This is a genomic window from Pontimicrobium sp. IMCC45349, from assembly GCF_047219225.1.
In the GTDB taxonomy this organism is placed as follows: Bacteria; Bacteroidota; Bacteroidia; order Flavobacteriales; family Flavobacteriaceae; genus IMCC45349.
This window is the reverse complement of sequence record NZ_CP178208.1, coordinates 2,271,824-2,298,673: the sequence shown is the minus strand read 5'-3', so window position 1 is coordinate 2,298,673 and position 26,850 is coordinate 2,271,824. Positions and strand designations below refer to the sequence as shown.

At 29.7% G+C, this 26,850-nt stretch carries 26 protein-coding genes; 8 read left to right on the top strand and 18 right to left on the bottom strand.

All coding sequences use genetic code 11. The annotated features are described in order from the left end of the window. Positions 1 to 13: 13 nt before the first annotated feature. Positions 14 to 1,249, bottom strand: a complete 1,236-nt coding sequence (locus ACLII3_RS10765; protein ID WP_412984237.1) for an ABC transporter permease — start codon at positions 1,247 to 1,249, stop codon at positions 14 to 16. Positions 1,250 to 1,259: 10 nt separating this feature from the next. On the opposite strand from ACLII3_RS10765, the gene ACLII3_RS10760 reads away from it, so the two are divergent. After that, positions 1,260 to 2,480: an exo-beta-N-acetylmuramidase NamZ domain-containing protein gene (locus ACLII3_RS10760; RefSeq protein ID WP_412984236.1), complete on the top strand. Its 1,221-nt coding sequence runs from the start codon at positions 1,260 to 1,262 to the stop codon at positions 2,478 to 2,480. On the opposite strand, the gene ACLII3_RS10755 is transcribed toward ACLII3_RS10760, so the two are convergent. The 4 genes from ACLII3_RS10755 to ACLII3_RS10740 all read right to left on the bottom strand — a co-directional run bounded on the left by ACLII3_RS10755 (position 2,477) and on the right by ACLII3_RS10740 (position 5,306). Further along, positions 2,477 to 2,770, bottom strand: a complete 294-nt coding sequence (locus ACLII3_RS10755; protein WP_412984235.1) for a hypothetical protein — start codon at positions 2,768 to 2,770, stop codon at positions 2,477 to 2,479. The two genes, ACLII3_RS10760 and ACLII3_RS10755, sit on opposite strands and share 4 nt — an antisense overlap. A gap of 254 nt (positions 2,771 to 3,024) precedes the next feature. Continuing rightward, positions 3,025 to 3,864 carry a sterol desaturase family protein gene (locus tag ACLII3_RS10750; RefSeq protein WP_412984234.1) on the bottom strand — a complete coding sequence of 280 codons (840 nt, stop codon included), beginning with the start codon at positions 3,862 to 3,864 and terminating at the stop codon, positions 3,025 to 3,027. A gap of 5 nt (positions 3,865 to 3,869) precedes the next feature. Further along, positions 3,870 to 4,769, bottom strand: a complete 900-nt coding sequence (locus ACLII3_RS10745) for a hypothetical protein (protein ID WP_412984233.1) — start codon at positions 4,767 to 4,769, stop codon at positions 3,870 to 3,872. A gap of 45 nt (positions 4,770 to 4,814) precedes the next feature. Next, entirely contained in the window at positions 4,815 to 5,306 is a 492-nt protein-coding gene (locus ACLII3_RS10740; RefSeq protein WP_412984232.1) for a YkgJ family cysteine cluster protein, read from the bottom strand. Positions 5,307 to 5,326: 20 nt separating this feature from the next. Between ACLII3_RS10740 and ACLII3_RS10735 the strand changes: the two genes are divergently transcribed. Next, entirely contained in the window at positions 5,327 to 6,022 is a 696-nt protein-coding gene (locus tag ACLII3_RS10735) for a class I SAM-dependent methyltransferase (RefSeq protein ID WP_412984231.1), read from the top strand. Here the strand turns inward: ACLII3_RS10735 and ACLII3_RS10730 are convergent. From ACLII3_RS10730 to ACLII3_RS10715, 4 genes are all read right to left on the bottom strand, one after another. Continuing rightward, a complete protein-coding gene (locus ACLII3_RS10730) occupies positions 6,012 to 7,625 on the bottom strand; it encodes an amidohydrolase (RefSeq protein WP_412984230.1) in 1,614 nt (537 codons plus the stop codon). The genes ACLII3_RS10735 and ACLII3_RS10730 overlap by 11 nt on opposite strands. A 76-nt stretch (positions 7,626 to 7,701) precedes the next feature. Beyond that, positions 7,702 to 8,184: a hypothetical protein gene (locus ACLII3_RS10725; protein WP_412984229.1), complete on the bottom strand. Its 483-nt coding sequence runs from the start codon at positions 8,182 to 8,184 to the stop codon at positions 7,702 to 7,704. A gap of 3 nt (positions 8,185 to 8,187) precedes the next feature. Further along, entirely contained in the window at positions 8,188 to 9,930 is a 1,743-nt protein-coding gene (locus ACLII3_RS10720; RefSeq protein ID WP_412984228.1) for a TonB-dependent receptor, read from the bottom strand. Positions 9,931 to 10,051: 121 nt separating this feature from the next. Then, entirely contained in the window at positions 10,052 to 13,078 is a 3,027-nt protein-coding gene (locus tag ACLII3_RS10715) for a tetratricopeptide repeat protein (protein WP_412984227.1), read from the bottom strand. Positions 13,079 to 13,287: 209 nt separating this feature from the next. Between ACLII3_RS10715 and ACLII3_RS10710 the strand changes: the two genes are divergently transcribed. Together ACLII3_RS10710 and ACLII3_RS10705 are read left to right on the top strand one after the other, a co-directional pair. After that, positions 13,288 to 13,971, top strand: coding sequence for a cell division ATP-binding protein FtsE (locus tag ACLII3_RS10710; RefSeq protein WP_412984226.1), 684 nt, complete (start codon positions 13,288 to 13,290; stop codon positions 13,969 to 13,971). Between the two features lie 33 nt (positions 13,972 to 14,004). Next, a complete protein-coding gene (locus ACLII3_RS10705) occupies positions 14,005 to 14,898 on the top strand; it encodes a glycosyltransferase family 2 protein (protein ID WP_412984225.1) in 894 nt (297 codons plus the stop codon). Here the strand turns inward: ACLII3_RS10705 and ACLII3_RS10700 are convergent. After that, entirely contained in the window at positions 14,888 to 15,280 is a 393-nt protein-coding gene (locus ACLII3_RS10700) for a sugar 3,4-ketoisomerase (RefSeq protein WP_412984224.1), read from the bottom strand. The two genes, ACLII3_RS10705 and ACLII3_RS10700, sit on opposite strands and share 11 nt — an antisense overlap. Positions 15,281 to 15,286: 6 nt before the next feature. Continuing rightward, the gene (locus ACLII3_RS10695) at positions 15,287 to 16,108 is read right to left on the bottom strand and encodes a glycosyltransferase family A protein (protein ID WP_412984223.1); all 822 of its coding nucleotides are present in this window, start codon (positions 16,106 to 16,108) and stop codon (positions 15,287 to 15,289) included. A gap of 47 nt (positions 16,109 to 16,155) precedes the next feature. On the opposite strand from ACLII3_RS10695, the gene ACLII3_RS10690 reads away from it, so the two are divergent. After that, the gene (locus tag ACLII3_RS10690) at positions 16,156 to 17,298 is read left to right on the top strand and encodes a glycosyltransferase (protein WP_412984222.1); all 1,143 of its coding nucleotides are present in this window, start codon (positions 16,156 to 16,158) and stop codon (positions 17,296 to 17,298) included. Beyond that, positions 17,298 to 18,140, top strand: coding sequence for a glycosyltransferase (locus ACLII3_RS10685; protein ID WP_412984221.1), 843 nt, complete (start codon positions 17,298 to 17,300; stop codon positions 18,138 to 18,140). The genes ACLII3_RS10690 and ACLII3_RS10685 overlap by 1 nt, the downstream gene beginning before the upstream one ends. Here the strand turns inward: ACLII3_RS10685 and ACLII3_RS10680 are convergent. From ACLII3_RS10680 to typA, 6 genes are all read right to left on the bottom strand, one after another. After that, positions 18,118 to 19,398 (bottom strand): O-antigen translocase, encoded by a 1,281-nt coding sequence (locus tag ACLII3_RS10680; RefSeq protein WP_412984220.1) that lies wholly within the window; start codon positions 19,396 to 19,398, stop codon positions 18,118 to 18,120. The genes ACLII3_RS10685 and ACLII3_RS10680 overlap by 23 nt on opposite strands. Before the next feature lie 17 nt (positions 19,399 to 19,415). Beyond that, positions 19,416 to 20,729 carry an O-antigen translocase gene (locus ACLII3_RS10675; RefSeq protein WP_412984219.1) on the bottom strand — a complete coding sequence of 438 codons (1,314 nt, stop codon included), beginning with the start codon at positions 20,727 to 20,729 and terminating at the stop codon, positions 19,416 to 19,418. Then, entirely contained in the window at positions 20,730 to 21,830 is a 1,101-nt protein-coding gene (locus ACLII3_RS10670) for a DegT/DnrJ/EryC1/StrS family aminotransferase (protein ID WP_412984218.1), read from the bottom strand. Further along, positions 21,827 to 22,744 (bottom strand): GNAT family N-acetyltransferase, encoded by a 918-nt coding sequence (locus tag ACLII3_RS10665; protein ID WP_412984217.1) that lies wholly within the window; start codon positions 22,742 to 22,744, stop codon positions 21,827 to 21,829. Before ACLII3_RS10665 ends, ACLII3_RS10670 begins: the two co-directional genes overlap by 4 nt. A 90-nt stretch (positions 22,745 to 22,834) precedes the next feature. Further along, positions 22,835 to 23,065 carry a uroporphyrinogen decarboxylase gene (locus tag ACLII3_RS10660; protein ID WP_412984216.1) on the bottom strand — a complete coding sequence of 77 codons (231 nt, stop codon included), beginning with the start codon at positions 23,063 to 23,065 and terminating at the stop codon, positions 22,835 to 22,837. An 85-nt stretch (positions 23,066 to 23,150) separates the two neighbouring features. After that, positions 23,151 to 24,950, bottom strand: coding sequence for a translational GTPase TypA (gene typA / locus ACLII3_RS10655; RefSeq protein WP_412984215.1), 1,800 nt, complete (start codon positions 24,948 to 24,950; stop codon positions 23,151 to 23,153). A 230-nt stretch (positions 24,951 to 25,180) separates the two neighbouring features. Between typA and ACLII3_RS10650 the strand changes: the two genes are divergently transcribed. Together ACLII3_RS10650 and kdsA are read left to right on the top strand one after the other, a co-directional pair. Then, the gene (locus ACLII3_RS10650; protein WP_412984214.1) at positions 25,181 to 25,537 is read left to right on the top strand and encodes a hypothetical protein; all 357 of its coding nucleotides are present in this window, start codon (positions 25,181 to 25,183) and stop codon (positions 25,535 to 25,537) included. 33 nt (positions 25,538 to 25,570) lie between these two features. Continuing rightward, positions 25,571 to 26,389, top strand: coding sequence for a 3-deoxy-8-phosphooctulonate synthase (gene kdsA, locus ACLII3_RS10645; protein ID WP_412984213.1), 819 nt, complete (start codon positions 25,571 to 25,573; stop codon positions 26,387 to 26,389). A gap of 23 nt (positions 26,390 to 26,412) precedes the next feature. On the opposite strand, the gene ACLII3_RS10640 is transcribed toward kdsA, so the two are convergent. Then, the gene (locus ACLII3_RS10640; RefSeq protein WP_412984212.1) at positions 26,413 to 26,790 is read right to left on the bottom strand and encodes a DUF1801 domain-containing protein; all 378 of its coding nucleotides are present in this window, start codon (positions 26,788 to 26,790) and stop codon (positions 26,413 to 26,415) included. Positions 26,791 to 26,850 lie beyond the last annotated feature (60 nt).

The following is a 26,850-nucleotide window of genomic DNA, read 5'->3' as shown; positions in this document are numbered from 1 at the left end:
AGAGAGCACTTAATTATTCAAAACGCATTGCTTTTACAGGCGAAATTTTTGTAATAACATACGATGGCACCAACAACATTACCAAGCACAAAATAAATGTACCAATATTAAGTCCTAAAATATAGCTTAGGTTAATATACACAGGTGCTTCGGTAACGTAATACACATTAGGATCTAAAGGAAATAACTTAAGGTATTTTTGTGCAAAGAGTAAACCTAAACCTAAAAGATTTCCCCAAAATAGTCCAAGAGTAATAAGGTAAGATGCATTGTATAAAAACAACTTACGAATGCTCCAATTGTTGCTTCCTAAAGCTTTTAAAACACCTATCATTTGTGTGCGCTCTAGTATTAACACCAACAAAGCAGTAATCATATTTATACCAGCCACAAGTATCATAATACCTATAATACCATAAATGTTTTTATCGAATATGCTAATCCATTCAAAAATGGAAGCATATTTTTGAGCAACTGTTTGTGTATCTAAGTTAGAAGGTGTGCTTTTATACACTTCAAAACCAATATCACCAAGTTTATTATAATCATCAATAAACAACTCAAAACCTCCTACTTGGTCTTTTTCCCATTTATTAAGACGTTGAATATGGTTTATATCTCCTATTAAATAGGTTTGGTCTAGCTCTTGAAACCCTGAATTATATATACCAACAATATTATATTTCATGATGCTTGGTGGTTTACTCACATCTTGTTTCATGAAATACATCTGGAAATCGTCGCCTACTTTATAGTTTAATCGGTTGGCTAAATACTGAGATATTAACACTTCGTTACTATAATCTTCGGAATATTCTGGTAATCGACCTTCAATTAAAAACTCCTTAAAGTATTTCCAATCGTAATCCTGACCTACACCTTTTACAAAAAGGCCTTCAAAGTCGGTTAGCGTGCGAATAACTCCAAATTTATTAGCAACTGCTTGAATATGCGTAACACCATCAACAGCAGTGAATTCTGGGTAAAACTCTTGATTTTTAGAGATTGGTATTTGTCCTTCTTCAGACTCATCGCTATTAAATTTAGCAATAGTTATATGACCATTAAAAGCGACTGCCTTATCTCTAATTTTTTGCTGCAAACCTATTCCTGTAGCTATAGCAATAAGCATGACAATTATACCAATGGCAATTGCTGCAATTCCGATTTTTATTATTGGTGCCGAAATACTACTTTTATACGACTTACTACCAATAACACGTTTAGCTATAAAATACTCGTAATTCAAAGTTTACTAAATGCATTTAAATTTCATCAAAAATACAGTTTTATTATTTGTTTTAGCATTGATTTCTTGTGGAAACGATTCTAAAAATTCAAACGAAAGAGACCTACTTGATACTACACAAGACAGACCAATTATTGTAGGTGCTAATCAAACACAAAACTATTTATCACTACTAAACGGTAAACGTGTTGGTATTGTTGCCAACCAAACAAGTGTTGTTTTTAAAAAAGAAGGTTATACACATTTGGTGGATTCGTTACTAGCTTTAAACGTAGGTGTAAAAAAAGTATTTGCTCCAGAACATGGATTTCGTGGTAATCATGATGCTGGTGAATCTGTAAAAGATGATGTTGATACTAAAACCAATTTACCTTTGGTATCGCTTCACGGAAAAAATAGAAAACCTACGAAAGAACAACTCTCAGACATTGATATTATGATTTTTGATATTCAAGATGTTGGCGTTCGTTTTTACACTTACATTTCTACGCTACATTACATCATGGAGGCTTGTGCTGAAGCTGATATACCTTTGCTTATTTTTGATAGACCAAATCCAAACGGACACTATGTTGATGGTCCTACTTTAGAAATTGAAAATAAAAGCTTTTTAGGTATGCATCCTGTACCATTAGTACATGGTATGACTATAGGCGAATATGCACAAATGATTAATGGCGAAAAATGGTTAGCAGATGAATTAAAATGCGACATTACTATTATTCCTGTTAAGAACTATAATCACAATATGTTTTATAGTTTACCTATTAGACCTTCACCAAATTTACCTAATGACCAATCTATTAAACTATATCCAAGTTTAGGACTATTTGAAGGCACAAATGTTAATGCTGGTCGTGGTACCGAATTTCAATTTCAACGTTATGGCGCTCCTTTTTTAAATAAGGAAACGCTTCAATTTACCTATACTCCTGCACCTAACTTTGGCGCTAAACATCCAAAACACAAAAATACCCTTTGCTATGGCGAAGATTTAAAAAATGAAGACATTCATGGTATTATGACCCTTAAGTGGATTATTAAAGCTTATAATAATTGTACAGATAAATCTTTATTCTTTTTAACTGACGGATTTACTAAACATGCTGGAACTGATAAACTACAAAAACAAATTGAAAATGGCGTATCTGAAGAAGTAATAAAAGCTAGTTGGCAAAAAGATTTGGAAGCTTATAAAGTTATGAGGTATAAATATTTAAAATATCATTAATGACTCTTAACTACAATATCTTCTTCTCTAATTGCTGAAGCTGTAGTTGGTTCTTGATTAACTCTAACTATAAATACTATTTTTAAAGGCGATTGTCCTACTACAAACGTGTGCTTGCCTTTGCTTAATCTATTTAGTGGGATTTCATATGAAGTATCATCTATAAAACTAAATACCTCTCTCTCAAGCGAACTATTTAAAGAATAGACATAGTTTATTTTCTTGTCACTTTTAAGTAACAAGGTATCTTTAGTTTTATTTAAATCATGAAATAATTCGTTGGCTCTCACATTTACATTTCTCTCGATAGTTGCATAGCTATCTTGCGCATTGATTGGTAAATGTATAAGACAAAAAAACGCTATTGCTAGCGTGAATATATAATTTTTCATTACGAAAATCTATTAAGCTTAGTTAGTTAAACTCAACAGCAAAAAAATAACCCTCTGGTTAAATCTAAGTACATTTATTCGATGAAATGCAATAATCTCTATGAAATGCAAATAAAATAGAGGAAAAGATAATTCTCACAAAATCAGCAAGTTTAATCTTTATCTGGAAGTATGGTGGGTTTTTGGTATTTCTGAAACGGTTGTTTTAAAAGTTCGACTAGTTTTCCATTCTTTTCTTCGTCTGGAAACACATCAACACCATATACTAAGTCTTCTCTATCCATATACATATATGTACCTAATAAACGATCCCAAATAGAGAAGATATTTCCATAATTAGAGTCTGTATAAGGCAATACATAATGGTGATGAATTTTATGCATATCTGGAGAAATCAATATATAGCTTATGGCTTTATCTACCGATTTAGGTAACTTAATATTAGCATGACTAAACTGTGTTGCTACTAACGACATTGATTGGTATAACATAACAATTCCCATTGGTGCACCAATAATAAACACACCAGCAAGTGTAAACGTATAACGTATTAAACTTTCTAATGGATGATGTCTATTGGCAGTTGTAGTGTCCACTTTATGGTCTGTATGATGTACTAAATGTACCATCCACAATGGTTTTACTTTGTGTTCTACATAATGTGCTAAATAAGCACCAATAAAATCCATTAATAAAATACCAATGGTAACATATGACCAAAATGGCATTTCTGGTAGCCAATTAATAATTCCAAAATCGTTGGCAACTGTCCATTCTGCTGTTTTTAATAAAAAAGTTGCCAAAGCAAAATTGATAACAATAGTTGTTAACGTAAAAAACAGGTTAGGAATCGCGTGCTTCCATTTATTATATTTAAACTTAAATAAAGGCACTGCACCTTCAATTAACCAAAATATAGTAAGTCCTCCCGCGAGAATTAAAGCACGATGATGTGAAGGTATGTCTTCGAAGTATTGAATTATCGTTTCCAATTTATTTAAAAATTATCTATTATTATTTTTGATTTTTTTAAATCTACTAAAGATATTCCATCTCTCCAAAGTAAAGCTTCCTCTTCTTTATTTATCATCATATAAGATGTGTAAAGTAAAAAGTGATACATCGATTTATTTAAATCGAAAATATTTGACACCTCATACTTTTTTAAAAATCTAATAGCTTTCCTAGGTGAATTTTGCATCACATATTGTTTTACTTTAAGCAGTTCGCATTTTTGCTGATAACTAGATTGTTTATTAGCATCTATTTGAGGTAAGTAACTTAAGGCTTCATTTAAATACACATCAGACAGCTTAACATATTCTTTCCAATTCTTTCTTTCTAAAAACAAAGTAAAATCCAAGTATTTAGAAGCTAAAGTGTAAGCAGTTAAAAAGCTTTCTTGCTTTAAGTAATTCCTCAAATCTTGTTCTAACAATGATGTCTTAACAGCATAACGTTCAATAAATTTATAAAATAGCACATAATCTTCATATTGCCCATTACTGTTTAATATAAAGCCATTAGCATCCATTATCTTTATTGAGTCATCATTAAATTTATTTATATAATTATATCCTTGCTTTCCTTCAATTTCGCTAAATAATACTTCGTAATCATCTTCAGGAAGTTTTACAGGCACAAAATAATTCCATAAAAACTCACTCACTTTTTCATCATATAAAAAGTCTTTTCCTCTTACAACAATCAATCGTTCTTTATCCAACATAATAGTACTTATATGGTCAAAGCTTGTATGTTCCCATACAACTAGAAGTAGCTTATTTTGAGCAATACCAATTCTCTTTGCTGCATCAAAAGATGTCATCCATTCTTGAGATTGAGATATATTAAATAAACATAGAAAAAGAATTAGCAGACTTATTTTTTTACTCATAATTTACTGTTATCAAACATGGATTATTTCAAAAATAGTGCCCTATTACTTAATTCGTTTTTTCATTTCTTCTACAATATTAAAAGCTGCAGGACAAATGGCTACATTTTTAAGGGTAAGGTTAGAGATTTGTTGAAACTTTTTTCGGTCTGTATGTGGAAATTCGCGACATGCCTTAGGTCTAACATCATAAATAGAGCAATAGTTATCTGCTCCTAAAAACGTACAAGGTACACTTTGTAACACATAATCGTTATCCTCATCAACTCTTAAATACTGCTCAATAAACTGTTGTGGTTTTAACCTGAAAGATTTTGCAATACGCTCCACATCTTTATCAGTAAACAAAGGACCTGTTGTTTTACAGCAATTAGCACACTCCAAACAATCTGTACGCTCAAACTCTTCTTCATGCAATTCCTGCATGATATAGTCTAATTGTTTAGGTGGTTTCTTTTTAAGCTTTGTAAAGAAGGTTTTATTTTCCTTATGCTTATCTTTGGCCAGCTTTGGCAGATTATTTATGATCTCTTGCATAGCGCTAAAATAACTAAATTATGAAAGACGTTTTTGGAAAAGCCATATTAGATTATCAACAAGGAAACTACACCGAAGATATTACAACAGCTACAAGCATTTCTGAAGATGATGTGTTACCTCTTCCTTATTTATTTAGAGGTTATGCTGAAATGCCAAAAATTGAACAAAAGGCTTTACAATTAGCCAAAGGAAAAGTTCTTGATGTTGGTTGTGGTGCAGGTAGCCATAGTTTATACTTACAGAATAAAGGATTAAATATAAAATCGATTGATGTATCTCCAAACGCAATTAAAGCCTGTCAACTACGAGGTATAAAAAATGCTCATGTATTAGATATTCAAAATGAAACCGACACTTTTGATACTATTTTAATGCTTATGAATGGTTCTGGTTTTTTTCAAAGCTTAGAACAAACACCTCATGTGCTACATCATTTAAAAGGTCTATTAAATGAAGGTGGTCAAATACTTATTGACTCTTCAGATATAAAATATATGTACGAAGACGAAGATGGAGGTTATTGGATAGATGCCAACAGTGAGTATTATGGCGAATTAGAATACCATGTTACTTACAAAGGTGAATCTGACAGCTTTACCTGGATGTATCTAGACTTTGAAAACCTAAAAACAGCATGTGCTATTGTTGGTTTAAATTGTGAACTCGTTCTTGATGGTGAGCATTATGATTTTTTAGCTCGCATTACTGCTTAATACCATCTACATAAGTACTATTAACCTTTATGTTAGGAATTACTTGCGCATTAACAGTCATAATATCTTTATTAAGAATGATAAAATCGGCAAACTTTCCAGCTTCTATACTTCCTTTTTCATTTTCTTCAAAATTTGAATAAGCAGCCCAAATAGTCATGCCTTTAAGCGTTTCTTCTCTAGAAAGTGCATTTTCCATTTGGTAACCATCTTTTGGATATTGGTTTAAATCTTGACGTGCAACAGCTGCGTAGAATGTATAAAAAGGATTTACTTGCTCAACTGGAAAGTCGGTACCTAATGCAATTTTACCATAATTATCTAATAAATTTTTATAAGCATAAGCACCTTTAATACGATGCGCTCCTACTCTGTCTTCAGCCCAATACATATCGCTTGTTGCATGTGTTGGTTGTACAGATGGAATGATATCATCAAACAATCCAAAATCTTCTGATGAAATAACTTGTGCATGCTCTACTCTCCAACGTCTATCCTTTTTACCTGATAATACTTTTTTATAGGTATTTAAAACTGCATGATTAGCAGAGTCACCAATAGCATGTGTATTCATTTGGTATTCGGAATTTGCAATGCGTTGCGCTGTTTCTTCTAATGTTTCAATACTATTTACCAATAAACCTAAATGCTCTGGTTTATCACTATATGGCTCACGTAACATTGCTCCTCGAGAACCCAAAGCGCCATCAGCATAAAATTTAAATGAGCGTACATTTAATCTATTTGTCTTTATAATGCCTTTATCTAAAAAGTAATCTAAGTTTTCTTTTGAAGCGCTAGCCATTGCATAAACACGCATTTTTAAATCACCTGTTTTTTGTAAGCTATCTATAATATGAATATCTTCTATTCCTAATCCTGCATCATCAACAGTAGTTAATCCATACTTAAAGCAAATATCTTGCGCTGCTAATAAAGCCTGTACTTTATCTTGCTTTGTTACTTTTGGCCAATGGTCCAGCACTAACATTTCGGCATTATCTACTAAAACACCTGATGGTTTTCCATCTTTTAAAACCACTTCTCCTCCATCAACCTTAGTGTCTTTAGTAACATTTCCTAACTTAAGTGCAGCTTCATTACATAGAATTGCATGACCATCAATTCGTGTTAAAGCAATTGGTGTATCTGGAAATAATTTACTTAATAATACATTATCTGGAAACTCTTTTTCTTCCCAATCGTTTTGATCCCAACCTCTTCCTTTTATGTATTTAGCATTGGTTTTATTTTTGAATTCAATAACACGCTTTACAACATCTTCAAAGCTTTTTGTGCCAACCAAATTAACTGCTTGCTGATTATATCCTAGTCCTAAAAAATGACAATGCGCATCTATAAATCCTGGAACTATAGTTTCATTATTAGCATCTACAGTATTTACAGATTCATACTTAGAATTGATAACATCTGAAGTACCAACCTCAACAAATTTCCCATCTTTAACAGCAAACGCTTGTGCTTTATTAAAAGCATCGTCAACTGTATAAATGTTAGCATTGGTAATAATTAAATCTACTTGTTCCTTTTGAGAGCAACTTGCAAAAAGAATAATACTTAGTAAAAGTGTAAGTTTTTTCATGGTCAGTTAATTTTGATAAAAATAAAAAAAGCGTTCGATATTGAACGCTTTGTTTATTATATTCTTTATTTAAAAATTACAAGTTATATCTTGAGCTTATATAACGATATGGCGCATTTTTAAATTCTTTAAAATCTTTTTTTAATTCCTTTATATCCTTCCACTCTTTTTCTTGATTATAATTGAACATTCTAAAAATGTTAAATCGATAATCATCTTTTGATTCTGGACTTTCAACTTTTTTAAACTTAAATTTTAAATGTAGTTTATCGTCTTTAAAATAATAAAGGCTGTATTTCCCTTTTGTATACTTTAAATATGACTTATTAGTACTGCAAGTAAATGTCGTTACATTATTAGAAACCTCACTTCTCTTAAACACTAAATATTCACCTCCAATTTTTATTGAAGTTCCTCCTAATTCTACAAACACTACATCATTCGAAGCTTGAGTAAAATATGCTCTATAAACCAACTGTTTCTTAGCTTCAAATAACTCTTGCCCAACTGCAACATTTGTTAGCAAAAAAAATACAATATAAAACTGAAGTGTTTTCAAATTTTAAAAATCAAACTTATAAGTTGTACCTGCTAAAAACTGAATACCTTGAACTGGATAGTTTAAAAAACGCTCATAATCTTGATTTGCAATATTATTTGCCTTTATATAAGCAGACCAACGCTCATTAATTCTGTAACCAACATGTGCATTGGCATCAAAATAACTTTCTAAAGACATCACAGTTGATGTATCTTCTGGAATTAATGAACCTTCGATACTTGCTACATCTTTACGTTCGCCTACATAAAAAAGATTTGCTCCAGCAAACCAATGTTCATCAATTTGATAATCCATAAATAACGACGCATTAAAATCTGGTAAGTTCCAAGCTTCACTTTCATTATCTGTTGAGTAATTAAAATATTCAGCCTTTATCCCTAAATTAAAATTTCTATTAATATCTACATTTAACTCACCAAAAATGCTAAATGTGGTTACATCGTCATAAACGACTCCAAAAGAATTTCCATTAGTATAACCATCATGAGGCGTTACATTTAATAGTGGATTATTTTTGTATAGTGCCTTATTATTTTCGGCATAATAATTACCTCTTAAATTATAACTCATATTGTTAGACAACTTTCCTTTTAAACCAACATATGCATTGTATTGTTGGTCTGTAGGTGTTACAAACAATGTTGGAGATACAAATGGATTATTATTAGCAAAATCGTAATAAGAATTTTGAATTAAATCACCTTCAATTCCTCCATAAGCAATTAACACTTCGTTTACTACTCTATAAGATGCTGTTATTTTTGGGTAAACAAAAAACTTATTTTTGCTCGCTTCTGTATCATTTAAATAGTAAGCAGAAAACCCAAGGTTTACGGTTAAATCATCTTGCTTTAATTGATAACTTGGAGACAGTCCTACTTGAAAATTACCATACTTAAACTCGTCATTTGTAAAATAGTTTCTATCAAAAGTACCACCTAAATAATCTATTTTAAAAGTAGTATTTACTAGCTCTCCCGAAATTGGAATATCTATGTTAGCTTTTGCAATAAAACGGTTTTCTCCAGACTCTAAATCATCTGCAAAACGACGAAAACGCATACTTCCTTTTTTAATCATTCTGTCATCAAACTCTATTTCACCACCAAAATCGAAAGTAAAATACTTGTGCTGTGGATCAATTTCTGGAACTGAGTTTTCATCATAAGTTGAAAGTGGTAATCCATACCAATTAAACACCTGATGTCTATAACCAGCATCTACATTCCATGAGTAATCTCTTAAATTTCTCGAATAATTAATATTAATCTTTGAATCGGAAAACTTATCATCTAACAAAACATTATCAATACCACCTTGTGATGAATGATGGCTAATGTAACCACCTACATTTTCACTTCTACTCAATGCATGATTCAGGTAAACCTCTCCTAAAATACTTGTATAAGTCCCAACTCCAAAAGAAGCATAATTATCATATAACTTCTCTTGTTTTGCTTTATCAACTACAGCAGCTTTTCCTTTTGCTGGCGTAAATGTTGATGCTACAGGAATAGAGAATATATTGTACTTAATTTCTTTTTTAGTAGTTGTTTCATCATCGTCTAAAGATGGTATTTCTTTTACTTTAAATGCATCAGATACTTTTGGCGTATATGGTTTTACCACATTAACTACCTGTGTATCTATAGTATCGTTGGTTTGTTTGCGTTCTTCTTGGGCAATAGTATTAGCAGATACAAGAAGTATAGCAACACCTATTATATTTTTGATTTTCTTCATATGTATTAAGTGCTTTTTAATAAACTACAGCTTTATAAAAACATCTCGACTGCGCTCGATGTGACCATATTTTGAAAGCTGTATTTAAGCATAATTTGATTTGTTTTTGATTTTGATGAAATTAATTTCCGTCTTCAGTTTCAACAGAAGCGTTTGTTTTTGCTTGTTCGGTTTTAATTTTATTTAATTCTAATTGTGCTTCTTCCACTACATCTTCAAACTCAGCAAAGTTTTGAATAACACTTTCTAGAATATAAGTTGCTTGATAAGCATCGTTTAAAGCATAATAGTTTTTTGCCATTACTATTAAGCCTTTTGCTGCATAATATTTATAACTAGAATAGTCTTTTGCTAATTTTTGAACTGTTGTATTGGATGCTTCATGCTTACCTTCTTTATTTTTAAAATAAGCATTATAATAAAGTGCTTCAGCAGCCAATTCTCCTGAGGCTAACTTCTCTACTTCAGCATAAGCAGCCTTAGCTTTAACCTCATCTCCAGTTTTCATTGCAGAACGCGCAATAATAACATGTGCGTCACTTTTTACATTAGCATCAGATCGCGAATTGCCTAAAACTTTTTCGGCATAACTAACTGCGTTGTCATAATTATTTAATTGATAATTAGCTTTCATTAAGTTAGATTGTGCAAAAATGATATTTTGAGGGTAATCAGCCTCTAATTCTAATCGTTCTAAAACAGGAATTGCTTCTAGCCAATTTTTATCTAGCAACAAGATTTCAGACAATCGTGTTAAAGCAACTTCTGTAAATTCACCTGCTGGTTTTTCAATAACGTATTGATAATGTGACTTAGCATTACCTTTTAAATCGTCTTTATAATACAATTGCGCTACATAAAAGTGTGCTTTTAATGCATGAATTCCATTAGGGAACTCATTTAAATAGCCATTAAATTGTTTAATAGCTTTATTAGTATTGTTTGCTAAATATTGTTTTTCGGCTGCTTCAAAAGTAGTATTATCTAAATCTACATCTGTTACATCTACATAATCTAATGTTTTTACCCAAGCAGCATATTCATCAACGCTCCCTAAGTCTATATAAATTAATCGTGCAGATGACACAGCTTGCAACGCTTCAGGTGTTCCAGGATAATTACTTGCAACTGTTTTGAATTTGGTTAAAGCAGATTGATTTTCGCCACTATTATAATACACTAAACCTTGCCTAAGTAACGCTTTAGATACAAATGGGCTTGTACGATACTCAGTATTTAACTGATTGTACTTTTCCATTGCTTTCTCTATTTGATTCTTTTTCACATAAGAATTTCCAAGTTCGTACAGCGCATCGTCTCTTAAACTTGAGGTATTATATGAATTTACAAAATCTTCAAGACCATTAATTTTATCTGTACTTTTCCCTAAATAGCCATAACTAATAGCTTTTTGAAAGAATGCATAATCTGGTTCAATCTCACCTATACTTATAGCTTTATCATAAGCTTTAATGGCTTCATTATAATTACTAGACACAAAATGACCATCTCCAAGACGCAAGTAAGCATCGTTACGTCTTACCTTATCATCACTATTTTTTGAGATATAATCTTGAAAATAGGTTGTTGCTCTCGTATAGTTTTTTTGCTTAAAATAGGTATAAGCAAGATTATAATCTATATTTTTTATTTCTGGAGTTGAGCTTGCAATTGTGTTTCCTTGAAACTGTTTAAAGCCTACTAAAGCATCATCATAATTTGTTAAATTATAATCTGTTTCTGCCTTCCAAAATGTTGCTCTTGCTGTATACTTTTCATCTCTTGGTTCGCTTAACGATTTCTCAAAAAACGACTTAGACTCTAAGTAATTACTTTCATTATACAATTCAATTCCTCTATAAAAAGCTACCTTTTGATAAGCTACTTTATTTTCAAAGCTCTTTTTTCCTTCTAGTAAGTTTAAAGCTTCTTTATAGTTTTTTGATGTGATATAAGAATCAATTAATAACGTTTCAATCTCTTCTTTATAAGCTGTATCAGGATATTTAATTAAATAACCTGCTAAAACCTGAGGTACCGATTGGTAAGGGTTACCTATTTCGTAACTAATTTTAGCGTAGTTTAACCAAGCATCCTCTTGAATTTTTAAATCAAAATCCATTTGCGAAGCATTTCTAAATGCATTTAAAGCTTCTGATTTTTTCCCTAAATTAATATAGCTTTCACCTAAATGGTAATATGCGTTTTGGGCAACACTATTATTACCATCAATAATTTTATTGAATTCAGAAATTGCTTTTTCAAAATCGTTTTGCTTGTAATAAGCGTATCCTAATTGGTAAAAATCTGTATTTGTCCAACGTCCATTTTTCCCTTGGTAATCATTTAAGTAAGGAATTGCTTCATTATATTGTTTCAGGTTGAAATAACTCTCTCCAATAATCTTAGATAATTCTGAAATCTCTTCATCACTACTATTTGGTAATTGCGCCTTAGCTAACTCAATTGCCTTTTCAAAATTTCCAAGTTTAAAATTTAAATCGGCTTGGTAATACGATAATTTTTCTTGGTATTTCTCATTGTCGCTTACTTGGTCAAAATACTCTGAGGCTTTATCGTAATCGTCACCTTCATAAGCCATAAAACCAATATAGTATTTAGCTTGTGAGCCATACTCTTCAGAATTTTCAACCTTAGTTAAATACTTTTTAGCATCTCTATGATTTTTAGTTATATAATTACTATAGCCAAAATTGAAATTAAATTTTTCTCTTTCTGTTCTTGATAAAGCTTCTTCATCTACCTTTTCATACCACTTACGAGCATAGGCAAACTTTGAATTTTCGAAATAATAGTCTGCTACATCTGTATAAGCTGTATTTCTTTTTGTGCTTGTAGGATAATTTTCTACAAATCTTTCAATTAAATCGTCTGCATTTTGCTGGTTTAGTCTAACTGCACAATTAGCGATATAGTAGGCGCAATCTGATTTTAACACTTCTTCTTTAGCATTGTCTTCAATCTTATTAAACAAAGTTTGAGCTGCTAAATATTGTTTACTATTATAAAGTGAAAGTGCTTTTTGAAAATCTACTAAACTGCTTGTGTAAGCTACAGACTGCTGTGCTTGAATACAGAAATTTGACACTATTGCTAGTATCAATACAAGTAATTTCTTTTTAGTCATTAACATCGTTTTTTGTTGAGAATCAAAGATAATTTATATCGTATTTATAACGTTATAAATTTTGGTTAATTATAAACCAACTTATTAAATGTTAATTTTTTTGCAACTAATATGCCAAAGTAAATTGATTTTCAACTTTTAAGTATTTCTCTTTTTACTTTCAATTTTAAAATAATACTTTTACAACACTTACAAAAACTACAATTTACATGTCTGAAACTGTTTTACAACTTAAAGATGCTTCTATTTTTCAAGGTGACAACTTAGTGTTAGAAGCTGTTAATTTTGAAATGAACAAAGGTGATTTTGTTTATTTAATTGGTAAAACAGGAACTGGAAAAAGTAGTTTTTTAAAAACTCTTTATGGTGATTTAGAACTTACTAAAGGTGAAGGTTCTATTGTTGGTTTTAACCTAAAAACCATGAAGGAAAAAGACATTCCTTTTTTAAGACGAAAACTAGGTGTTGTTTTTCAAGACTTTAAACTTTTAAACGACCGAACAATTAATGATAATTTAGAGTTTGTTTTAAAAGCTACAGGTTGGAAAGACAAATCGGAAATAAAATCTAAAATTGAAGCTGTACTTACTAAAGTAGATATGCAAAGTAAAGGTTTTAAATTTCCTTACGAGCTTTCTGGAGGTGAGCAGCAGCGTGTAGCTATTGCCAGAGCTTTATTAAATGACCCAGAGCTTATTTTAGCAGATGAACCTACGGGAAATCTAGACCCTCAAACTAGTATTGAGGTTATGGAAGTTTTACAAGACTTAAACAAAAAAGGACACACAATTTTTATGGCGACGCATGATTATGCCTTATTACTTAAATACCCAAGCAAAACACTTAAATGTGATGAGAACAAAGTTTTTGAAGTTGTGCAACGCAAAGGTTAGTTTTCACTAAATTGTGTAGTATATTTAAACAATATGCTTTCTATACTTATTCCAACATATAATTATAACGCTTTACCTTTAGTTGAAGCTGTATTAAAGCAAATTAAATCGGAAGATATTATTTTTGAAATTATATGTCGTGATGATGGTTCTTCTACAACAATGAATTTTGAAAATGAAAAAATAAATCAATTACAAAATTGTTCATTTAAAATAAATCAAAACAATCTTGGTAGAACACTTAACAGACAATTGTTAGCAACAGAAGCAAAGTATGATTGGTTATTATTTCTAGACTCGGATGTTATTCCTAAATCCGATACATTTTTAAGTACTTATTTAAAAGAAACCAACAATAATTACGATGCAATTTTTGGTGGTTTTGCTTATATAAAAAACAACACAGACAATAGTAAAAGTCTTAGGTATACTTTTGGAAAACATCGTGAAGAGGTTGCAGCTGAAATTAGAAATAAAACACCATATAAAGTTATAATTTCGGCTAATTTCTTAATTAAAAAAGACACATTCATTAACCTTAATGCCGTAGATACTGGAAACTCTTATGGATTAGATTATTTATTTGGTTCTTTACTAAAAAATAAAAACATAAAGATTAAACATATAGACAATGAAGTTTATCATTTAGGGATTGATACTAATACAGATTATTTAAACAAAACAAAAAAGGCTGTTGCTACATTAGTAAATCTAAGTACTGATAAAAAAATTAACAAACACGACATTAGCCTTCTAAAGGCATTTAACAAGTTAAAAGCAACAAAAACAGTTTATATGTTTCGTAATATATTCTCTTTTTTAAAACCTATTATTGAAAAACAAATTCTAGGTAAGCAACCTAATCTTTTTTTATTTGATATTTATAGATTGGGATATTTTTGTGAGCTGATGAAAACTAAGATTTAAATTTAATAAACTCTTCATAATCTCTTATATAGTCTTCTTCAGAAAACTCTTCTGAAGCTAATACTAAACATACAGCGCCAGAAGAAAAGTTATCTATTTCCCTCCAAACTCCTGTTGGTATTAATAACCCTTTATGTGGTTTATTTAACATAACTCTTGTTTTTTCTTTTCCATCATCTAAAACCACATCAAAGCTTCCGCTTAAAGGAATAATAAATTGCATTAATTGTTTATGAGCATGTCCTCCTCGATATGCATTACTTGGGACATCAAATAAATAATATACCCTTTTAATCTCAAAAGGAATGATATCTTTTTCAATAACAGCTAAATTTCCTCTAGTGTCTTCTATTTTTGGTATTTCTATTATGCTAACTTTCATTACTTATTAAATCATTTTCCCTTCCTTTTCTAATTTCCTATAGATCTTTATAGCCTTAATTCCTACAAAAAACTTATAACGCAATTCACCACGAGTAATATATCCTCTAGACAAAATAAATCTTAAATAATTTAAAAGCCAAGGTAAACTAAACCATTTAAAATACCTATATCTTAAAGCAGTTCTTGCGAAAATAGCATTATCACTACCTTGCTTTTTACCTGAAGATATATTACGATGGATAGACAATGGTTTGTCAACATGCATCATGTTTAAACCTTTATCTTTAGCATTCCTTAAAAACACATATTCAGTACAACCTGGAAATAAAGCTCCTACTCCAAAAAAAGGACTATACAACACACTATTTCCCTGTACAGAAGCTCTTTTAAAAGAGATACCAATATTATTTACTTGAAATAAACTTTCTTTAGTATGGTAACCATATTTAGGATAACTCATATACTTATCTCCATTCTTATTAAGAGCTTCAAAGGTTATAACATCTGCATCTTTATTCTTTTTATATGCATTTAAAACAATTTGAGCAAAATCTTCCAAATACTCAACATCATCATCTGCCATTAAACAAATATCTCCAACTGCATTTTTGATAGCTAAATTTCTGCTATTTGGCGATCCTTTTTCAAAAGAATTAATAACTCTAATGTTAGATGAATTTGAAGTCAATATTTTATCCTCTGTAGTTTGATTTACAATAAGTATTGCAATATTTTTTAGAGAATTATTTTTAAACATTGGATTTAAAAAATCTAAATTTTCTCTAAACATTGTTGATAATAATATTTCAAAATCAACTTCCTTCATGCATGAATTAGTTTTTATTACTTTTGTTGTAAATATAGTGTTTTTTTATGCGAATTTTATTGATTGGAGAGTATAGTAGACTGCATAATTCCCTAAAGGAAGGACTACAAAATTTAGGGCACGAAGTTACAATAATTGGCAGTGGAGATGGCTTCAAAAAATATCCAATAGACATTGAAATTAAAGGGGTTTTCAACAATTCTTATTTAAAAAAAATAAGAACTCTCATTTATAGATTAACTAATATAGACCTAGATTCAATAATTAAACACAATCAATTAAAAAAGGAGTTAAAAAAACTAGGTCAATTTGATATTACTCAACTTATAAGCGAAAATTCATTAGGAACAATTCCTAAATATGAAATAAAGTCATTAGCATACATTTTAAAACACACAAAAAAGTTGTTTATTTTATCTTGTGGCATAGATTATTACTCTATAAAATATATGGTTGAAAGGAAGTTTAAGTATAGTTTTTTAGATCCATTTTTAGAAGGAAAATCTAATAAGAAGAAATATCAATTTATTCTTTCACAGTTAGAAGAAGAACATGTTAAACTTCACAACTTTGCTTATTCAAATTGTAATGGCATTTTAGCTTCTGATATGGACTATCACCTTCCTTTAAAAGGCAACAAAAAGTATCTAGGCTTAATGCCTAATCCAATAAACACTAAAAATATTGAGTTTATTCCAAATTTTGTAAACGATAAAATTAAAATATTTCATGGGGTAAACATTAAAGCTCAACACAAAAAAGGCAACAAATACTTTTTTGAAGCTTTAGAGATTATAAACAAAAAATACAGTGACAAAATAGAAATCCACACAACCTATAGCGTTCCTTATGAAGAATATATTAAACTTTATAACGATTGTCATATATTATTAGATCAGGTTTATGGTTACGATCAAGGTTTTAATGCTTTGGAAGCTATGGCAAAAGGTAAAGTAGTTTTTACTGGCGCAGAAAAAGAGTGGTTAGAATATTATAATTTAAAAGAAGATACTGTAGCGATAAATGCAACTCCTAACACTAAACAAATAGTAGATAAACTAGAATGGTTAATTTTAAATCCACAAAAAATTTCAGAAATCTCTAAAAACGCAAGAGCTTTTATTGAAAAAGAGCATAATTATATTGAAATTGCTAAAAAATACATTAACACATGGACAACTGCTAATTAATGAAGCACTTTTTAATTACACGTTTTAACCTTAAAAACAAGCAAACTTTAAAAGACAATTTAATCTTAAATCCACTTTCTAATGATTGGTTAGAAAATCGATTTGAGTTATTTGAAAAATATTGTTTACCATCTGTTATAAACCAATCTAAGCAAAACTTTATTTGGTGTCTTTGCTTTGATATAGATACACCTATTGAATACAAAAATAAGATTGACTCAATTCTTAAAAACTATAAAAACTATAACGCTATTTATATTGATGGTTTTCAAAATTTAAAAATTGGTGTTAAAAATTTTATTAGCACTCAAATTACTAACAATGATAAGTTTATTATTACTAGCCGTTTGGACAACGACGATATACTGAATAAAGATTTTATTAGCACTATTCAAAAAAAATTCATAACACAACACAATACTATTATTGATTTAAATAATGGTTATAAATTTTATTTAAAGGATAATCCACAAAAGAGTGAACTACTCATTTTTAATAGTAAATTAAATCCTTTTGTAAGCATTATAGAGCACAGCAGTAATTTTAAAACTATTTTAGATAAACCTCATAATAAATGGGATAATACTTATAAGAAAGTAAACTATTCAGAAAAAGCTCTTTGGATACAAGTAATTCATGAGCAAAATGCTTTTAACAGAAAACTGAATTATCTAAATAAAGCCTTTAGCTTAAATAATTACGAAGATTTTAGTCTAAATATCCCTCTTAATTTAGAATCAAAAAATAAAATAATACTGGATAATTTATACTCTATTCTACCAAAACTCTATTATAGATTAAAATTATTTATTAAAAACATCAAGAAAATAATTTCTTCCTAAAAATCAATAATATTAATAAATAATACAATAAGTAACTTAAAGCATGTGCCATTGTAACACCTTTAAGCCCATAAATATCTATTAATACAATACTTAGAATATATAATACTACGACTGAAAACAACTCGGTTAATAAATAGTACCAGAACATTTTTTTAGCAAAAAACTGATATGCTATCACTAGAGATAAAACTTTAAAAAAATCTCCAACCAATTGCCATAAAAATAGATCTTGAACAGGTAAAAATTCTTTTGTGAAGACAAACCTAATTATATACTCTCTTAAAAAATAAATAATCACTAACCCTAATCCAAAAAAAGGTATAATAGTTTTATAAAACTTAAAGACTTCATTTTTAAACTCCCTGTCTGTCTTTAATATTGAAAATTTAGGAAGTATATATAATGCCAATAAAGAAGTTACAAACATTAAATAATATTTAGATATCCTTGTAATTGCTTCCCAAAATCCAGCGTAACTTTCACCAATATTCTCAATAATATATAATCTTATATATAATAGTACTAAAGGAATAACTATGGCCGAAAAAAGAGCCATCATAGAAAATGCACTAAGGCTTTTTAAATGTCTAGCGCTAACATTATTTACACTTATTAATTTAACAACACCCTTAAAATCTGACACCCAAAACAGTGTTATAAGAAATAAAACTACAGGAATTAGCACTAAAGATATTAATGCGCCATTTATGCTATAATTTAATATTAAAAACAAAGTAATAGAAACTCCTATAATCTGAGAAAGTATATTGATAAGCAGTACCTTTTTAAATTTTGTTAAACCATTCAATACAGAAATTAAAAAAGCATTTGAAGCATAAAATGGTAATGCGACAGCAAAAACTTTAATTATATAATCATATTGGTTATTACCTGCAAATATTGCCTCACTTATTGATATCGAATTAAAATAACAATAAAATGACATAATAATAGTTACTAAAAAGCTTAAAATATAAATAGTAGAAACCAACTTGGAAAGCTCCTCATTATTAGACTTAAACTCGGCAATATATTTTACAGTTCCTTTAGATAATCCTAAAATAGACAATGATTGAATGGAAGACATGAAGTTTCTTAAATTTCCTAATAAAGCTAACCCTTCTGCTCCTACAAAAAAAGCAATTGCTTTAGATGTTAACAACCCAGAAATAATCTTTGTAAAAACTGAAACAGAATTTAAAGAAGCTATTCTTATGAGAATATTATTAGCTATATAGTTTTTTAATTTTACCAATAAGATGGATACTTTAATTAATCATCATCAATACGCTCTTCTTCTGGTAAGATACCAAAAAGAGAACTACCAAATATTAAAAGAATAATAATATAGTACATAACATAACTTACAAAATGAGCTATATTGGCTCCTTTAACACCATATATATCTACAAAATAAACACTAGTTACATAAGTCATTACTACTAAAAATATTTCTGTAATAATAAAATGATAAAACATTTTTTTAGCAACAAACTGATAGGCTATAACTACAGATAGCACCTTAACTAAATCACCTAACAATTGCCATCCAAAAAGGGTTTCAACTATGGTAAATTCATCAGTTAAAAATATCGCTACAATAAATGGTTTTAATAAGTATATTGTAAATAAACCTAATCCAAAAACAGGAATAATTGTTTTATAAAAATTAAAGACTTCATCTCTAAACTCTTGTTTATTATCAATTTCTGTAAAACGAGGTAAAAAATAAAGTGTCATTATAGAGTTTACAAATAATAGGTAATAAGAAGATATTCTATTCATTGCTTCCCAATAACCTGCATCAGCCATTCCTTGAGTTTCTATAATATAATTTCGTACTGCAATAGACATTAATGGTAAAGCCACACCAGACACAATAGCCATAATCGCAAAAGGACTTAACTTTTTAATCCAGTCAAAATCAATATTACTTACTTTTATACTACCTATTAGGTTCCTTCTTTGTAAAATACCTACCAATGTTATTAAAAAGATTAGTGAAGGAGAAATTACTACAGCAACTAAAGCACCATCTATCTTATCTTGATAAATTAACAGTAAGGTTACCGCTAATCCCATTATTTGCCCAATAATATTAATTATCATTAGGAATTTATACTTCGCAAATCCATTCATTATGGAGAAGCAAAACAAGTTAAGCGCATAAAAAGGCAATGCTAATGCCATAACTTTTATTACATAAGCAAAGTTATAATTGGTAGAAAATATTAAATTATTAATAGTCTCTGAATTAAAATAGCATAAGAAACTCAATAAAATAGTAGCTAAAAAACCAATATAATAAGCTGTAGAAATAGTTTTACTTAACTTAACAGCATCATTTTTATACTCGCCAATATATTTTACAATTCCCTTATATAATCCAGCAGTAGCAAACGACTGAGAAGCTGTTAAAAAGTTGCGTAAATTCCCTATTAGTGCTAAACCTTCAGCACCTATAAATATTGCAATAAATTTTGTAGTTAAAAAACCTGCTATTATTTTAACTGTAACAGTAGCAGAGTGTAACCAAACTACTTTTACTAATACTTTTCTATTTATATAATCAATTAACTTCTTCAATTAGTAGGCATTTAAAATTTTAATGACTGCATCAATATGTTCTTTAGGCATTAATGGACTAATAGGAATACTTACAACTTCCTCATGAATCTTTTCTGTAATTGTTAATTGTAATTGTTTATAATCTGAAAGTGCTTTTTGCTTATGAGGCGGAATTGGATAGTGAATTAATGTTCCTACTTTATGCAATTTCATATAAGCTAAAAATTTAGCTCTATTTTTTACTCTAATTACAAATTGATGGAAAACATGATCCTTTTGCTTAGACCAATAAGGAAGCTCTATTTTATCTGATTTTATTTCTTCTATGTACTGCTTAGCAATTTGCATTCTTTTTAAATTATCGTCATCTAAGCTTTTTAACTTGATATTTAAAAAAACTGCTTGTAACTCATCTAACCTTGAATTATATCCAATAATATCATTTACGTATTTGGAAGAAGTTCCATAGTTTCTCATCTTTCTTAAAACAGTCATTAACTCTTCATCATTTGTAGTGATAGCACCACCATCTCCTAATGCTCCAAGATTTTTTGAAGGATAAAAACTAAATGCTGCTGCATCACTCAAACTTCCAGCTTTATTTCCTTTAACATCAACTGCCCCATGAGCCTGTGCTGCATCTTCAACAACTAGTAAACCATATTCTTTTGCTAGTTCATTAATTGCATCCATATTTGCTAATTGGCCATACAAATGAACAGTCAAAATTGCCTTTGTTCTATTTGTTATAGCTTTAGTAGCTTCTTCTATTGAAATATTTAAACTCTTTTCATCAGGCTCTACAAATACTGGTTTTAAACCAGATTGAATTATAGATAGGATTGTAGCTATATAAGTATTAGCTGGTACTATTACTTCATCATTAAGCTTTAGTTTCCCTAACTCTATATAACTTTTAAAAATTAAGTTTAATGCATCTAACCCATTAGCTACACCAATACAATACTTTACATTACAATACTTAGCATAGTTTTTTTCAAACATCTTAAGGTTCTCTCCTAAAATGTACCATCCAGAATCTAGAAACTTAGAGTATGAATCTTTAAACTCATCCTCAAATCTACTGTTATATTCCTTTAGATTAAAAAACTCAATCATATCATAACATCTTTTAGTAAGCCATAATTTTTAGTTTTTACTAAATAAAAACTTTGCATTATTGTTCGTGCTCCAAAACCTTCCTTCCAATAATTTAATCCTTTATTGATCTTTTTACCTTGCTCTTCATTAGAAATTCCAAAATCAAAATATAGCTTTTCATTAAAAACATTATTTATTAACTCATAGTGTAAAAAATCTAAACTTCCTAAGGTATTTTTATCCTGATTCCCTGAAATGTATTGTGAATGAGCAACCTGTTCAGTTTCAAAAATTGTAGTACCAGCTACAATTTCATCATCTTTATAAACATTGAATTGTCTAATATTATCAGGAAATTTCTCACATAATAACTTGATTTCATTTAGTTCATGTACTGGTTTAGCTTGATGCTTTAATTCTAAATTAGGTATTAAAATTTTATTCCAAAACAATTCAAAATTATTGTCTTCTCTTATTTCTAAGCCTTGTTTCTTAGCCCTTTTACAACCTGCTTTCCTGTCTCTAGATATTTCAGTTTTATGAGTCATATCTACAACTGAAAGCGCATCTCTCCTTTCTAATTGAGCATTTAACACAAACATTAGATACTCTAATTCATCATTAGGTAATACATTGTAAATTGATGGTAGAATTTTAATATATAAACCTTGAAATCCTGACTTATGTGAATATTCTAAAATTGTTGAAAAGCAATGTATGAAATCATTTAATTTCATTTTTGCTTCAACAAGTAAACCTCCATAAGTTAAACCTTGGTGCGAGTAAACAGTATGTCCTTGAATGTTTGCTGGAAGAATACCTACTAACTTATCATCTTTAAAAACCATTAAAGAAAAATCATCAAACCTATCTTGATGATACTCCATAAAATCTCTATGGAATAAGAAAGTAGCATTTTTAGCTTTAGACACAAAAGTATCCCAAAGTTGTTTATGCTTACTTGTATATCTTTCTACTGAAAAAATTGGTTAATGAATTAGTTGATTTACAGCGTGAAAATACTAATTTTTCTTAACAAACAAATAATATAAATTAATACCAATAATTGAAGCGTTAGATATTATTATTGGCCATGAAGTAGCTAACATAAATCCATATATAACAAAGAATGCACAAGCAAAAGAATTAATAATTCTAAGCTTTTTTATATTCTTCATCATAAAAGACACTAATAATGTTACCATAGCTAAGTAACCAACCCATTCTGTTATTGATACTCCTAAAAATTCCATAGTTTATTTTAAATTTTAATTTTCATAAAAAAAGAGAAAATCAAAATTGATTTTCTCTTTAAATGTATTGGTTTTACACCAATTATTATATAGCCTTACTTCTTTTTCTGTCAACTTCTTTTAATAACACCTTACGTAAACGTAAAAAGTTTGGTGTTACTTCAACATATTCATCTTTTTGAATATATTCTAAAGCTTCTTCTAACGAAAACTTAATAGCTGGTACAATTTTAGCTTTATCATCAGCTCCAGCACTACGTACGTTACTTAACTTTTTAGTTTTCGTAACATTAACAACCATATCATCACCACGAGAGTTTTCTCCAATTACTTGACCTTCATAAATTTCTTCTCCTGGATCAATAAAAAACTTACCTCTTTCTTGTAATTTATCAATAGAATAAGGAATAGCTGTTCCTTTTTCCATAGACACTAAAGATCCATTTTGACGTTCTGGAATACCTCCTTTTAATGGCTGATACTCTTTAAAACGGTGTGCCATAATTGCTTCACCAGCAGTTGCTGTTAGTAGTTGATTACGTAAACCAATAATTCCTCTTGAAGGCACTAAAAACTCACAAACCATTCTATCTCCTTTAGCTTCCATACTTAAAAGCTCTCCTTTACGCATCGTTACCATTTCTACTGCTTTACCTGAAACTGTTTCTGGTAAATCAATAGTCATTTCTTCAACTGGCTCACATTTAACACCATCAATTTCTTTAATGATAACTTGTGGCTGACCAATTTGTAATTCGTATCCTTCACGACGCATTGTTTCAATAAGAACAGATAAATGCAATACACCTCTACCAAACACCATAAACTTATCTGCACTATCAGTTTCTTGAACTCTTAATGCTAAGTTTTTCTCAAGCTCTTTAGTTAAACGCTCTTTTATATGTCTTGATGTTACAAACTTTCCATCTTTTCCAAAGAAAGGTGAATCGTTAATTGTAAATAACATACTCATTGTTGGCTCATCAATAGCAATAGTTTGTAATCCTTCAGGGTTCTCTAAATCTGCAATAGTATCTCCAATTTCAAAACCTTCAAGTCCAACAATAGCACATATATCTCCTGCGAATACTTCATCTACTTTTTTACGACCTAATCCTTCAAACGTATGTAATTCCTTAATCTTAGATTTCACTATGCTACCATCTCTCTTTACAAGAGATACTTGCATTCCAGCTTTTAACTCACCACGTTGTAAACGTCCAATTGCAATTCTTCCTGTAAAAGATGAATAATCTAAAGATGTGATTAACATTTGTGTTGTTCCCTCTTCAACTTTAGGAGAAGGAATATGATCTAACACCATTTCTAATAATGGTTCAATGCTATCAGTTTCATTTTTCCAATCTTCACTCATCCAATTGTTCTTAGCCGAACCATAAACCGTTGGAAAATCTAACTGCCATTCTTCTGCTCCTAATTCAAACATTAAATCAAAAACAGCTTCATGCACCTCATCAGGAGTACAGTTTTCTTTATCAACTTTATTTACAACCACACAAGGTTTTAAGCCTAAACTAATCGCTTTTTGTAATACAAAACGTGTTTGTGGCATTGGGCCTTCAAAAGCATCTACTAATAGTAAAACACCATCTGCCATATTAAGAACACGCTCTACTTCTCCTCCAAAATCGGCGTGACCAGGAGTGTCAATAATATTGATTTTTGTATCCTTATAAGTAACTGATACGTTTTTGGAAGTAATTGTAATTCCACGTTCTCTTTCTAAATCGTTATTATCTAGAATTAGGTCTCCTGTATTTTCGTTTTCACGAAACAGTTGACAATGGTACATGATTTTATCTACCAAAGTAGTTTTACCATGATCTACGTGTGCAATAATTGCGATATTTTTAATATTAGTCATACCTGAATATTTTAAGCGTGCAAAGGTACGTTTAATTTTAAGAATTTAGGCTTTAAAAACACTTTAAATGATTTTGTTAAAGTTTTGTTATTCTGAAGAGTATCAAAAATAAGCTCAAAATTATTACGTTATTTATTAAACGATTAACAGTAATAGTCCATTATAAACTACCAACCGCATAAAAAAGTAATGGAAAATTACATCTGACAATAACCCAAAAAATCATGCAGATGAAATTTTTAAACAAGTATGCGAACCACATTCCTTATCTCTATTTTATTGCAATTGTTGCCTATTGGTTTACTAATGTAAATAGAAGTGAAGGATTAACAGCTTATCCTATTTTATTATTTGGGATCCCTTTTTTATGGCAACTTATAAAACCTAACAAACAATTAAACTTTACTTTGGGAATTACTTTTGTTTGTTTATCGTCCTATTTAATTCTTGGTTACTTTTCTAATTTACTTAATGTACCTTCAATTCAAATTGCAAAAGGTGTGATTATCTATAGTGGCTTTGTTGTTTTGCTAAATTTTTTAATGTCACTTTGGATTATTCGAAATAGTTTAAAACAGACCTTTTAATTTGATTATATTTGTGGCTTAAATTTTAAGTTCATGAATCTTAATCAAATTCCTAAAATAAAACACGCCAATTCAGACAACTTCTTTCTTCTTGCAGGACCTTGTGCTATAGAAAGTGAAGATATGGCTTTACGTATAGCTGAAAAAGTTATTTCTATTACTGATAAATTAGAAATCCCTTACGTTTTTAAAGGTAGCTTCAGAAAAGCAAATAGAAGTAGAATTGATAGTTTTACAGGAATTGGTGATGAAAAAGCACTTAAAATTCTTAAAAAAGTATCAGATACATTTGATGTTCCTACAGTTACAGATATACATGAAGCATCAGACGCAGCATTAGCAGCACAATATGTAGATGTATTACAAATACCTGCGTTTTTGGTTAGACAAACTGAGCTTGTAGTAGCTGCTGCTAAAACAGGAAAAGTTGTAAACCTTAAAAAAGGCCAGTTTATGAGCCCTGAAGCGATGCAACATGCAGTACAAAAAGTAAAAGACTCGGGAAGTGATAAAGCGTGGATTACCGATAGAGGTACTATGTTTGGATATCAAGATATGATTGTAGATTTTAGAGGCATTCCTACCATGCGTCAATTTGCTCCAACTGTATTAGATGTAACACACTCTTTACAACAACCAAATCAGTCAAGTGGTGTTACTGGAGGTCGTCCTGACATGATTGAAACTATTGCTAGAGCTGGAGTTGTTAATAATGTCGATGGTCTATTTATTGAAACTCATTTTGATCCTGCAAATGCAAAAAGTGATGGGGCTAATATGCTTCATTTAGATTATCTAGAAGGCTTACTTACAAACCTAGTAGCTATTAGAAAAACTATTAATGCACTTTAGTAATAAAGTCTTAATACTACTAGCTATATAAACCAAGCTTTTTTACTCTTACTTAACGATTTTGAAGCTGCGTGCAGTAATTCAACAAAGTTTTCTTGGTCTAAATCTTCTATAGATTTTAATTGAATAGATCTTACTTGTTTGCGCTTATTATCGTTTTTAAGAATAGGAAAATCCTTTTCAAGCAAAATGCCTTGTACAAAAGCAATATCAACATAATCTCTTCCCTTTAAAATATTGAGATAAACCATAGGTTTGTTATGACAATTATAAAACGGAATTTTATAACTATACTTCTCCTCTACTTCTGGAAGCGCATTTAATATAAAGCTACGTACATACAGCATTATAGATTGGTATGGCTCTTTTTGGTTAATAAAATATTCATCTATAGGTCTCATATTTCAAAATTAAGAAAACTTTAATTGCAAATTCATTAAAATTACATAACTTTGTTTTTC